Origin of the sequence: Hafnia sp. CBA7124 (assembly GCF_002355555.1) — a bacterium.
GTDB lineage: Bacteria > Pseudomonadota > Gammaproteobacteria > Enterobacterales > Enterobacteriaceae > Hafnia > Hafnia alvei.
On the sequence record NZ_AP017469.1, the window covers coordinates 3,514,584 to 3,525,458 of the forward strand.

The window sequence follows — 10,875 nt, forward strand, 5'->3', positions numbered from 1 at the left end:
CTGCCATTTAGTCTATATTTCATCTTCTCATGAAAAATATCAAAAGGTGCCGCTATGTATGACAACCTGAAAAGTCTGGGGATTAATCAACCCGAAGAGATTGACCGCTACAGCCTTCGTCAGGAGGCCAACAACGACATTCTCAAGATTTATTTCCGTAAAGATAAAGGCGAGTTTTTTGCCAAAAGCGTGAAGTTTAAGTATCCACGCCAGCGTAAAACCATCGTGGCAGATAACGCGGGGCAAGGTTACAAAGAGATCCACGAGATTAACCCAAACCTGCGTTATGTGATTGATGAACTGGATCAGATCTGCAAACGCGATCAGGTTGAAGTCGATCTGAAGCACAAGATCTTGGACGATCTGCGCCACCTTGAAAGCGTGGTTGCGAATAAAATTGCAGAGATTGAGGCGGATCTGGAGAAATTGACGCAGAAGTAAGGTGGGGCAACCTACGTTGTCTTGTATTCAAAACCTTATATGCAAAAACCGTGATAGATTTCGTCCGCTTCATACTCTGTTTGTTTTGTGAAAATTTCGCCCGCTTACTGGCAATATTTTCCCATATAGCTACGGATGAAAGCGGTCAAGCAAGGCGGCAGCGATTGAGCCGCCTTGCATCTTATATGTAAGATGCAGTGAAAGATTTCGTCCGCCAACGAGTATTTGCGTTTCTATGAAGCCACTGGCGTAGGCGTCCGATGAGAGCCCCGTTGCGCGGGGGCTCTCAACTCGCGCGCTTTTTACCGCGTCGTTTGACCGACCGGTCTCGGAGCGCACGTCCTGTGCGCCCTCTACCTGCCACCAGCATCCCTGCTGGCGGCTCTAAAATGCATTTCATCTAACACGGAAAAGACAAAAGACATTTTGTCTTCTTATCTTTTAAATTGTTTAAGCCTTGGTAGAGAGAGCCGCCGGTACAGGGATGTACCGGCGGAGTTTGGGGCGCCCTGGATGGGCGATACCAAACCGGAGCGGAGATGGCGTTTCGGATAAAAGCGCGAGGATTGAAGGGGCGCGCGCTGGCGCCCCTCATCGGACGCCTTCGACTTAGCTACATATGAAAGCAGTTATAGATAGGCGGTCGAAACCTTACACCATATCGCACAGAGAACAGGCGACCGAAACCTTACGCGAAGGCCTCATAAGCAAAGGCATCATAAGCTACACGCTACTTGCAGCCTACTTAATCAACTGCCCCCACTTTTCCACCCACGGCCCCGTGACCACTTCGGGTTCGGCATCAACCTGAGCATCCACTTCCAGCAGTTCGCCAATGCGCGTCGCTTTCTGCTCCTGTAGCAGTTCATCGAATTGATGACCTGCACCACAAAAATGGGTGTAGCTGCTATCGCCTAATGCAATCACGCCATAGCGCAGTTCAGGCTGATAACCAACGTCGTCTTTCACCGCACGAAACAGCGGAGCGATTGAGTCCGGCAAATCGCCCTGTCCAGTGGTGGATGTCACGATCAATGCATAATGATTGCGGTAGAACTGCCATTCTTCGAGCGTGCCTTCCTCAAACAGTTTGACTTCATGTCCTTGCGCTTTGAGGATGTTTTCAGCGTCTTCCGCCGCCATCAATGCGTTGCCGTATACCGTTCCAACGAAAATACCAACCTGAGCCATGATGTTTTCCCTTTTTTTAAGAATTTACGCTGACGTCATTTTGGTTATCGTGAACGCAACTCTCTGGAAACTCAACCCTTTCAAGATGAGGGAGATAACTTTGCCAGCCAAAATGCGACATCATACGCTGCCAGCGATCGTCAAGCCCCGCCTGCAAACAGAGCGGCTCTCCGGTCACTGGATGATCGAGACACAGCTCGCTCGCATGCAGCATCAAACCAGAGCAAGAGAAATGCTGCGCCATGGCGCGATTTTGACGCAGGTCACCGTGTTTAGTGTCACCAATAATCGGGTGACGTAAATGTGACATATGACGGCGTAGCTGATGCTTACGGCCGGTTTCTGGCTTTAGCTCTACCAAACTATAACGTGCGGTTTGGTACTTACCGACGGCAACCGGCATTTCGACCATAGCTAACGAACGGTAATGACTCACCGCCGTCTGTGGTGCTTTATCAGGATCGGCAAACTTATCGGCAATCTTGTCCAGTTCTGGCGTTAACGCATAATCAATCACCGCTTCGCCTTCGAGGTAACCGCGCACCACCGCATGATAAGTCTTATTCATCTCACGCTGTTCAAACTGTTCCGACAGCAGGCGGGCAACGTCGCTAGAAAGCGCCATCAGTAGCACGCCAGACGTTGGGCGATCGAGGCGATGTACGGGAAATACGTGCTGACCAATCTGATCGCGCAGCGTTTGCATCACAAACACCGTTTCATGACGGTCAAGCCAACTGCGATGAACAAGCCAGCCCGCCGGCTTATTTACCGCAACTAAATGTTCATCCTGATAGATAATATTCAGCATTAATTGGCGTCTTCTTGGTTCAGCATACTGTCCAACTCTTGGAGCAGGACGATCAGCGGTTGAACCTCCAGCAAGCGCTCTTTGAAGGCCATTTCAAAATAAGGGGCAATAGCAAAACGGCGCGGTAGTGGCGCACTGCTATCAATCAGCGCAAACATGCGCGGTAGCAGGATCCATTGCAGCCACTGCTCAGGGCTCATGGTGTCCACGCAAAAAGGCTCTTGGCTCTCAAAAGCCTGAGCATCAGGTGCACATTCTTGAGACAAATCAAGGCTGTCTAACTGTTGCTCTATTCTCAGCAAATGCTGTCTGACTTCAGCGTATTCACTCATGCTTTTCTCACTTATGTCTACAGGCGGGATATAAAATGGGGGCAAAGAATAGCATTGAAGCTCGCACGTCCCAATAGCCTAACGTGGTTAAGCGCTTTATGAGCAGTAAGACACATATAGCTTTAGCTTCGCGGTATATTCAGTAAGAAGGTGCTAAATCATTGATAGGGGATAAAAGCGTTGTCTATGGGCAAAAAAAAAGGCGTACTGTTTTTACACAGTACGCCCGGTTCGTTTTATAGCAATCCAGCTACTCATTGTGCTCCCTGCTCATCCGTGAAAACTTTTCCGTACGGCTATCCATTTCCCGACAATCCGTCGTATCGTCCAACTTTCATCCTGACGTTTCATCCTGCATCATCCTGATGCTGTTCCTCAGTCTTCCTGACCCGCCTGTTATCCTAACTGGCTCTCAATCTCCGTCCTGGAGGTGTCCCTGACTTCATCCTGAAGTATCCTTGGCCAACGTCCTGTGGCACATCCTTTATCACTCTTCCTGAGTGTGTCCTTCACTTCATCCTGAAGCAACATCATCCTGATGTGTCCTGCTCCAACCGTCTTCCCTTCCGGTGAAACTAATATCGCCTATTCTTAGGCTTAAAACAATGAACCCAATTGGCTCACAGCTGGCTTACACGGTGAAAGATCACAAAATAAAAGTATTATTCATTGAATCTTATACAAAAAATCAAATCAGCTTACACAATATCTGCATCAATAAGCGATATATCCTACACGGCTTGTGAGAGATCTCTTACACAGCGACGGGCAGCCGTGTAAGCCAAATTCACTTAATGACGACAGGTTGCAGGCGAGACAGGAATTCTGACAGTGATTCAGCCAGCACTTCACGCTGTTTACTGCCGAACTGTTCAAGCAGAACATTGCCGGTAAGGTTACACAGCGAGATCAGCTGTAGCTCGGAATCCGTGGTGGCAAGGAAGAGGGTTGGAGAGAGTTTTAACCGGCGCTGAGTGACTAAATGACCGATCTGATTTTCTTGTAAGCGCTGTAAGTCATCCTCGCTCCAAACCTGCACCAGATCTAGCGCTAAATCACCCAATACCGCGCTCATATCACCGGCATACTGCGAGGTGAAAAAGGGAACGATATCTTCATGCAGCTGAATATCCAAAGCGCGGGAAATACCGTTTAGGCTATCAGAAGCGGCCGCAGGCTGCGGTTTCCAATACACTTTCTCGTTGTCGGTATGCACTACGCAGGGTGATGCGACACCATATAATGCCTCACTAGAGGGGAAATCGCCGCTTTCACGCTGCCAATCATCAATAAAACGCTGGGTAAACTCCGCTAGCGCGGCAGAAACATCATGCACCATGTTTTCTCTCACTAAGGTAAACTATAGGGTATTCACTGATTGTACCGTTCTTATTCGAATATAGGCCACATAATGTCATACCAAGATCATCAGGCCCTTGCTGGCTTAACGCTCGGCAAAGCCACTGAATACCGCGACAGCTACGACGCATCACTGCTTCAGCCCGTTCCTCGCAGTATGAATCGTGAACCGCTGGGACTTTATCCTGATTCACTGCCTTTCACCGGCGGTGATATTTGGACGCTATATGAGCTCTCATGGCTTAACGCCAAAGGCCTGCCGCAGGTTGCCATCGCCGATGTGGAATTGGATGCTTTTAGCCAGAATTTGATTGAGTCAAAAAGCTTTAAACTGTATCTCAACAGCTTCAACCAAACGCGCTTCGCTAATTGGGATGACGTGCAAACTACGCTGCAGCGCGACTTATCACACTGTGCGCAGGGTGACGTGCGCGTGCAACTGATGAAACTTGATGAAGTTGAAGGCCAGCCGATTGCCGCATTCCGTGGAGAATGCATCGACAATCTCGATATTGAAATCGATAACTACGAATTTGACGCTGAGCTGCTCAAGAACGCCGCCGATCCACAGAACGTGATCGAAGAAACACTGGTAAGTCACTTGCTGAAATCCAACTGTTTAATTACCCATCAGCCTGATTGGGGCTCCGTGATGATTCAATACCGCGGCCCGGCCATCAATCGTGAAGCGCTGCTGCGTTATCTGGTTTCTTTCCGTCATCACAATGAGTTCCACGAACAGTGCGTTGAGCGCATCTTCTGTGATATCCAACGCTTTTGTCAGCCGGAAACCCTCAGCGTTTATGCTCGCTATACGCGCCGCGGTGGCTTGGATATTAATCCTTGGCGCACAAATACGCCGTTCGTTGCACCAAAAGGCCGCCTGGTTCGCCAATAAGCCTCGCAAAAATGGCAAATCATTACGTGCGCTTACGTAAGAGTGTTGGCAAAAATCAAAAGACAACGGTAAGGTGTTTGCAGGACGCAAAATGCACGAGTTCACAATAAGCTATTGATGAATCAAGCAACCTATCAGGCCTTGAGCATAAATCGGCTATCAGCTCGGAATGCTAAATTTGTCAGGTGAAGGCGTGCATTAATACAGTAGCAAAACGTATCAGGAACAACGGAATTGAGCCTGCCTAACAATAGACAGGACACGTTATTCCTGATGCCATCGCGGTAACCGCATCGGTAGATGTATAGGAGTGACTTTGATTACACATATCAGCCCGCTTGGGTCTATGGATTTGTTGTCGCAGCTTGAAGTGGACATGCTAAAGCGCACGGCAAGCAGCGATTTGTACCGCCTATTCCGCAACTGTTCCCTCGCCGTACTTAACTCCGGCGCACAAACCGATAACAGCAACGAGCTACTATCGCGCTTCGAAAGTTTTGACATCAACGTATTGCGCCGCGAACGCGGCGTGAAACTCGAGCTGGTTAATCCGCCTGAAGACGCTTTTGTCGATGGGCAGATCATTCGCGCTCTTCAGGCCAACCTATTTGCCGTGCTGCGCGATATTCTGTTTGTTAACGGGCAAATGACCAACACCGATCGCTATCCGCATCTGGATACGAAAAGCCCAGTACATATCACCAACATGGTCTTTTCGATTCTGCGTAACGCCCGTGCCCTGCACGTTGGCGAAGAGCCGAACATGATTGTTTGCTGGGGTGGCCATTCTATTAACGAGATCGAATACCTGTACGCACGTAAAGTGGGTAACCAGCTAGGACTGCGCGAGCTGAATATCTGCACCGGCTGCGGTCCAGGCGCGATGGAAGCACCGATGAAAGGTGCCGCCGTTGGACACGCCCAACAACGCTACAGAGAAAGTCGCTTTATCGGTATGACCGAGCCTTCCATCATCGCCGCCGAGCCGCCTAACCCGCTGGTGAACGAGCTGGTGATCATGCCGGATATTGAAAAACGCTTGGAGGCCTTCGTTCGCTTTGGTCATGGCATCATCATCTTCCCTGGCGGGGTGGGTACGGCAGAAGAATTGCTCTACCTACTGGGTATTCTGATGAATCCAGAAAACAAAGATCAGGTTTTACCGCTGATCTTAACGGGTCCAAAAGAGAGCGAAGACTATTTCCGCGTGCTGGATGAGTTCATCATGAGTACGCTGGGCGAAACTGCGCGTAAGCATTACACCATCATCATCGACGATCCGGCTGAGGTCGCTCGCCAGATGAAACGCGCCATGCCGAAAGTGAAAGAAAACCGCCGCCAAACCGGCGATTTCTACAGCTTTAACTGGTCGATCAAGATTGCCCCAGATTTACAGCTGCCGTTTGAGCCGACACACGCCAATATGGCTGCGCTAAATCTGCATCCTGACCAGCCGCCAGAGCAATTAGCGGCAGCGTTACGCCGTGCATTCTCAGGCATTGTGGCCGGTAACGTGAAAGAAGTGGGTATTGCCGAGATTGAAAAACATGGGCCATTTAAAATCCACGGTGATGCAAAAATGATGCAGCACATGGATCATCTGCTGCAAGGCTTTGTCGCACAGCATCGTATGAAGCTGCCGGGAACCGCCTACGAACCTTGCTATGAAATCATTAAGTAATTAACCATTACTTTATGCAGGGCGGTCGAGTACCGCCCTTTTTCTTTTCCGAATAATGATAACCATCATGCAAATACACCTTCTGATCGTTGACGCGCTAAACCTCATCCGCCGCATTCATGCCGTTCAGGGTTCGCCCTGCGTTATTGCTTGCCAGCATGCGCTACAGCAGCTGTTAGCACACAGCCAGCCAACCCATGCCGTGGCCGTTTTTGATGAGGACGATCGCGATAACAGTTGGCGTCATCAGGCCTTACCGGACTATAAAGCCGGTCGTAGCGCCATGCCTGAAAACTTAGCCGCGGAAATGCCCGCCATCCGTGAAGCATTCAGCAAACTAGGCGTACAAAGCTGGCACTCGGCAGGCAACGAAGCGGACGATCTCGCCGCGACGTTGGCATATAAAATTGCACAAACGGGAAACCGCGTGACGATTGTATCTACGGATAAAGGCTACTGTCAGCTGTTAGCTCCGACCATTGAAATCCGTGATTATTTCCAAAAACGCTGGCTTGATTTGCCTTTCGTTAAAAAAGAGTTCGGCGTAGAACCGCAGCAGCTGACGGATTATTGGGGACTAGCAGGGATCAGCAGCAGCAAGATATCCGGCATACCCGGCATTGGGCCAAAAGCAGCGGCTACGTTACTTAACGAATTTGGCTCGCTGTCCAATATCTTTGAACAGATAGAAAGTGTGCCAGATAAATGGCGCAAGAAGTTGGAAGAACACAGGGAACAGGCGGAGCTTTGTAAGAGAGTCGCTACGCTACAAACCAATCTGACGATCAGCGGCAACCTGCAGCAGCTGCGTTTACCGTAGGATTGACCACGGCTTAAAACTTCCCTCTCCTAACCTTTCTCAAGGGAGGCTAGGAGAGGATCAATCATCTAGCTATTATTACTGTTCTTCAACTGCATACGGCGGTTAAGCTCACGTTCATCGCGGCGGCCAGGGATCGCGCCCCACATACGACGCACGTGCACCGTGATTTCTTCACGATCGTGATAAAGCTGTTTAGCCGCGATCTGAGCATTAATACCGTTGTCTTTCAGCGTTTGCGCCAAAATAGACAGGTTTTGGCTCACTTCTTCATAACGCTTTTTCATCGGCAGCTTCAGGTTGAAGATCGCCTCACGGCACCAACCGTTCACGAGCCAACGCGCGACCAAACTTGAAACCTTCGCCGGTTTCTCAACCATGTCACATACCAACCAATCAACACCGTTGGTGTGCGGTGGCTCAAATTTGAAACCATCGGCTTTATGGTGTGTAACCTGCCCGGTATCCATCAAGCTGGGTGCCATTGGACCGTTATCAACCGAGTGCACCCACATGCTGCGTTTCACCAATTGGTAAGTCCAGCCACCGGGGCATGCACCCAAATCGACCGCTTTCATACCGCCAGCAAGACGCTCATCCCACTCATCGTGCGGGATAAACACGTGCAGCGCTTCTTCCAGTTTCAGCGTTGAACGGCTTGGCGCATCCGATGGGAATTTCAGACGCGGGATCCCCATATAGAACGGAGAGTTGTTATTACTGTAGGAATAACCCACATAACAACAGCCCGGCGCAATAAAGAACACATGCACCACAGGGCGGTGCGCATTTTCATTCTTCAGCAGGATCTTTTGCTCACGTAGCGCAGCGCGCAGCGGCACCGTGAACTTGCGACAGAACTTCATCAGCTCTTTGCTTTCATTGGTATCCGGCACTTCAACGCGCAGTTCACCGGCACCTTCAATCACGTTCATCAGCATTCCAACAATCGGCGAAACGCGATCGTCGGTTGGTAAATCTTTGAGCAACTCACCCACTACAATCATCTGACGAGCAAAAATCAGCTCGCGGAATGGCAAATTTTTGGCGAGTTTATCGGCATCTTCATGCTGATAACATTCAAAGGTCACATAGCCGCTGTTTTCTTTGACTCTTGGGAAGCCAAAGACTTCAAGAGCCGCGGCTTTCTCGGTAATTTCTGCTGCGCATTCTTTTTCGAATCCTGGGCGGCAATATAAAGCTAATTTATTCATGGCGTTCCGCCCTTTTCCTCATGCGTAAGGCACCTACTAACATCAAAGCCCAACCTACTAAAAAGCAAACGCCGCCGATAGGCGTGATGTACACCCACAGTTTAAGATGCGACAGCGCCAGACAATAAAGACTTCCACAAAACAACACGGTTCCCAGAGCCAATAACGCACTGCTCCAATAGAACCACAGATTTTTACGACGCTGCATTAAGGCTGCCAGCCCTAAAATTGCCAGCGTATGGATCCCCTGATACTGCAATCCAGTATGCAGCCAATCCATTTCAGCAGCACCCAAGGTTCGGCTCAAAACATGTGCGCCAAACGCCCCCAGTGCAACAAAAACGAAACCGCTAATCGCGGCAAAAATCATCATTGAACGACTACTCATTCCGATTACCCTGTATTAAGCCGTGTGCATGAATACTTACCATCGACAAACGACGATTAAGACTCATAACGAAAACGGAATTTTTCCTGCTCGCTCGCTGCACGCGCGAGGATCCACTGACGGAATGCCGCGATTTTCCCCAGCTCCGCCTGGCTATCCTGACAGACCAGATAAAATGAATTCTTACTGATGAGCACATCGTTAAACGGACAAACCAGACGACCGGCCTCAATCTCAGTTTGCGCCATCACGTTATTCACTAACGCAATACCCTGACCATGCACCGCAGCCTGAACAACCATGGCACTGTGGCTGAAAATAGGCCCTTGCTGAACGTTAATATGCTGTAACCCTAATTGGCGGGTATACGCTAACCAGTCTCGACGCGACGTATCGTGCAGCAGCGTATGATAAGCCATATCGGCCGGATCTTTTAGTGGATGTTCGCTCAATAATAATTGCGGTGAACAGACAGGGAGCAAATATTCGGCATATAAACGCTCTACGCGCAGTCCCGGCCAATGCCCTCGCCCATAAAAAATGGCAACGTCAACGTCATCGGCCAGCTTCCCTTCTTCGCGATCGACGGCCTGAATACGCACATCGATGCCCGGATAAGCAGAATTAAAACCAGAAAGACGTGGAACGAGCCATTGAATAGCAAAACTTGGTGGCAGGCTGACGGTTAACGCGCCTTTGGCACTACGCGCCTGTAGCTTACGCGTTGCCTCATTAAGGGATGAGAAAATTTCTTTGATATCGAGGTAATAACTTTGCCCTTCTTCCGTCAGTAACAAAGAGCGGTTACGGCGGCGAAATAGCTTCAGCCCAAGGAAATCTTCCAATGATTTAATCTGATGACTTACCGCAGCCTGAGTAACAAACAGCTCCTCTGCAGCCTTGGTAAAGCTGAGATGTCGGGCTGCCGCATCAAACACGCGCAGTGAGTTTAGGGGTGGTAATCGTTTAGACATGGCTGGACACTTTTTATCAAACGGTTGCAGATAATTAACCGTTTATTTACCCATTAGTTTTTTTTATCCGAGCCATTATAAATTGTCCGTTGAGGATAGGCCAGCAAATACCTATAGTGGCGCCACTTCCCGAGCCGGAACGAAAAAGTGTTTGTGGATTTGGTTCCTGAATACTTTTGGCTTTGTGGTTGTGATGTTGTGTTTGCAAGTTGTCTGACGATTTCAGACATAGTAGCTAGGCTACTGTTTTTTTCACTTCCTGTACATTTACCCTGTCTGTCCATAGTGATTAGTAGCACCGCAATTTGCGGTGCTTTTTTTTATCTAAAAACGCCGACCGAAGTCAGCGCTTTTAGATTTACGACGTTGATTTTAATAATCAAATTATTTGCTTTCAGTCATTTCTCTGACGTCGTTACGGTTAATCTGTTGCTGATTGCCGTTAGCATCTTTGTAGCTAATCATTCCGGTTTCGTTATCCACCTGAGGTTTACCATCGCTCACAATGGTGCGACCATCGTTGGTATGCATGACGTAGTTGCTTGAACAGCCAGCCAATACGAAGGTAAACATCACGGCGGATAAAACAGCACCTAATTTCTTCATGATTTACTCCTTGCAGTTTAAAATGCGCTACTAACGCTCTTTTTATCTCCGGCACATTCATTTGCCAGTAGTTAAAAGCATAACAAGCTATTTCAGCTTTGCCAGAAAACTGCCAAATTATTCAGATTAATCTGTCATGCCGCTCTTTGGGCGTGACAAC

12 protein-coding genes are annotated in these 10,875 nt (G+C 49.1%); 4 read left to right on the plus strand and 8 right to left on the minus strand.

All coding sequences use genetic code 11. From position 1 onward, the window contains the following. The first annotated feature begins 54 nt into the window (after positions 1-54). On the plus strand, positions 55-441 hold the full coding sequence (locus tag CPY98_RS16135; protein ID WP_008814520.1) for a DUF3461 family protein: 387 nt from the start codon (positions 55-57) through the stop codon (positions 439-441). Positions 442-1,182: 741 nt separating this feature from the next. On the opposite strand, the gene CPY98_RS16140 is transcribed toward CPY98_RS16135, so the two are convergent. From CPY98_RS16140 to syd, 4 genes are all read right to left on the minus strand, one after another. After that, on the minus strand, positions 1,183-1,632 hold the full coding sequence (locus CPY98_RS16140) for a flavodoxin (RefSeq protein WP_025800230.1): 450 nt from the start codon (positions 1,630-1,632) through the stop codon (positions 1,183-1,185). 16 nt (positions 1,633-1,648) lie between these two features. Beyond that, complete coding sequence (truC, locus tag CPY98_RS16145) at positions 1,649-2,443, minus strand: tRNA pseudouridine(65) synthase TruC (protein ID WP_096388433.1); 795 nt, start codon at positions 2,441-2,443, stop codon at positions 1,649-1,651. Next, positions 2,443-2,775 carry a YqcC family protein gene (locus CPY98_RS16150; RefSeq protein WP_025800232.1) on the minus strand — a complete coding sequence of 111 codons (333 nt, stop codon included), beginning with the start codon at positions 2,773-2,775 and terminating at the stop codon, positions 2,443-2,445. Before CPY98_RS16150 ends, truC begins: the two co-directional genes overlap by 1 nt. Before the next feature lie 787 nt (positions 2,776-3,562). Beyond that, positions 3,563-4,114 (minus strand): SecY-interacting protein, encoded by a 552-nt coding sequence (gene syd, locus CPY98_RS16155; protein ID WP_043495276.1) that lies wholly within the window; start codon positions 4,112-4,114, stop codon positions 3,563-3,565. 69 nt (positions 4,115-4,183) lie between these two features. On the opposite strand from syd, the gene queF reads away from it, so the two are divergent. The 3 genes from queF (at position 4,184) to xni (ending at position 7,533) form a co-directional block, all read left to right on the plus strand. Beyond that, positions 4,184-5,032 carry an NADPH-dependent 7-cyano-7-deazaguanine reductase QueF gene (gene queF / locus CPY98_RS16160; protein WP_096388768.1) on the plus strand — a complete coding sequence of 283 codons (849 nt, stop codon included), beginning with the start codon at positions 4,184-4,186 and terminating at the stop codon, positions 5,030-5,032. 316 nt (positions 5,033-5,348) lie between these two features. Next, entirely contained in the window at positions 5,349-6,713 is a 1,365-nt protein-coding gene (gene ppnN / locus CPY98_RS16165; RefSeq protein WP_025800235.1) for a nucleotide 5'-monophosphate nucleosidase PpnN, read from the plus strand. 67 nt (positions 6,714-6,780) lie between these two features. After that, positions 6,781-7,533: a flap endonuclease Xni gene (gene xni, locus CPY98_RS16170; protein WP_096388434.1), complete on the plus strand. Its 753-nt coding sequence runs from the start codon at positions 6,781-6,783 to the stop codon at positions 7,531-7,533. A gap of 68 nt (positions 7,534-7,601) precedes the next feature. Here the strand turns inward: xni and rlmM are convergent, their stop codons facing one another. The 4 genes from rlmM to CPY98_RS16190 all read right to left on the minus strand — a co-directional run bounded on the left by rlmM (position 7,602) and on the right by CPY98_RS16190 (position 10,715). Beyond that, positions 7,602-8,747, minus strand: a complete 1,146-nt coding sequence (gene rlmM / locus CPY98_RS16175) for a 23S rRNA (cytidine(2498)-2'-O)-methyltransferase RlmM (RefSeq protein WP_043495279.1) — start codon at positions 8,745-8,747, stop codon at positions 7,602-7,604. Continuing rightward, positions 8,740-9,135 carry a DUF423 domain-containing protein gene (locus CPY98_RS16180; protein WP_172625155.1) on the minus strand — a complete coding sequence of 132 codons (396 nt, stop codon included), beginning with the start codon at positions 9,133-9,135 and terminating at the stop codon, positions 8,740-8,742. Before CPY98_RS16180 ends, rlmM begins: the two co-directional genes overlap by 8 nt. A 56-nt stretch (positions 9,136-9,191) precedes the next feature. Next, positions 9,192-10,109, minus strand: coding sequence for a transcriptional regulator GcvA (locus CPY98_RS16185; protein WP_025800239.1), 918 nt, complete (start codon positions 10,107-10,109; stop codon positions 9,192-9,194). A gap of 384 nt (positions 10,110-10,493) precedes the next feature. Further along, entirely contained in the window at positions 10,494-10,715 is a 222-nt protein-coding gene (locus CPY98_RS16190) for a YgdI/YgdR family lipoprotein (protein ID WP_038502437.1), read from the minus strand. Positions 10,716-10,875 lie beyond the last annotated feature (160 nt).

Bases quoted from the DNA above. Each gene is read 5' to 3' on its own strand.
- CPY98_RS16185 (WP_025800239.1), bottom strand. From the start codon at position 10,109: ATGTCTAAACGATTACCACCCCTAAACTCACTGCGCGTGTTTGATGCG.
- truC (WP_096388433.1), bottom strand. From the start codon at position 2,443: ATGCTGAATATTATCTATCAGGATGAACATTTAGTTGCGGTAAATAAG.
- CPY98_RS16150 (WP_025800232.1), bottom strand. From the start codon at position 2,775: ATGAGTGAATACGCTGAAGTCAGACAGCATTTGCTGAGAATAGAGCAA.
- CPY98_RS16135 (WP_008814520.1), top strand. From the start codon at position 55: ATGTATGACAACCTGAAAAGTCTGGGGATTAATCAACCCGAAGAGATT.
- CPY98_RS16180 (WP_172625155.1), bottom strand. From the start codon at position 9,135: ATGAGTAGTCGTTCAATGATGATTTTTGCCGCGATTAGCGGTTTCGTT.
- CPY98_RS16190 (WP_038502437.1), bottom strand. From the start codon at position 10,715: ATGAAGAAATTAGGTGCTGTTTTATCCGCCGTGATGTTTACCTTCGTA.
- CPY98_RS16140 (WP_025800230.1), bottom strand. From the start codon at position 1,632: ATGGCTCAGGTTGGTATTTTCGTTGGAACGGTATACGGCAACGCATTG.
- syd (WP_043495276.1), bottom strand. From the start codon at position 4,114: ATGGTGCATGATGTTTCTGCCGCGCTAGCGGAGTTTACCCAGCGTTTT.
- rlmM (WP_043495279.1), bottom strand. From the start codon at position 8,747: ATGAATAAATTAGCTTTATATTGCCGCCCAGGATTCGAAAAAGAATGC.
- xni (WP_096388434.1), top strand. From the start codon at position 6,781: ATGCAAATACACCTTCTGATCGTTGACGCGCTAAACCTCATCCGCCGC.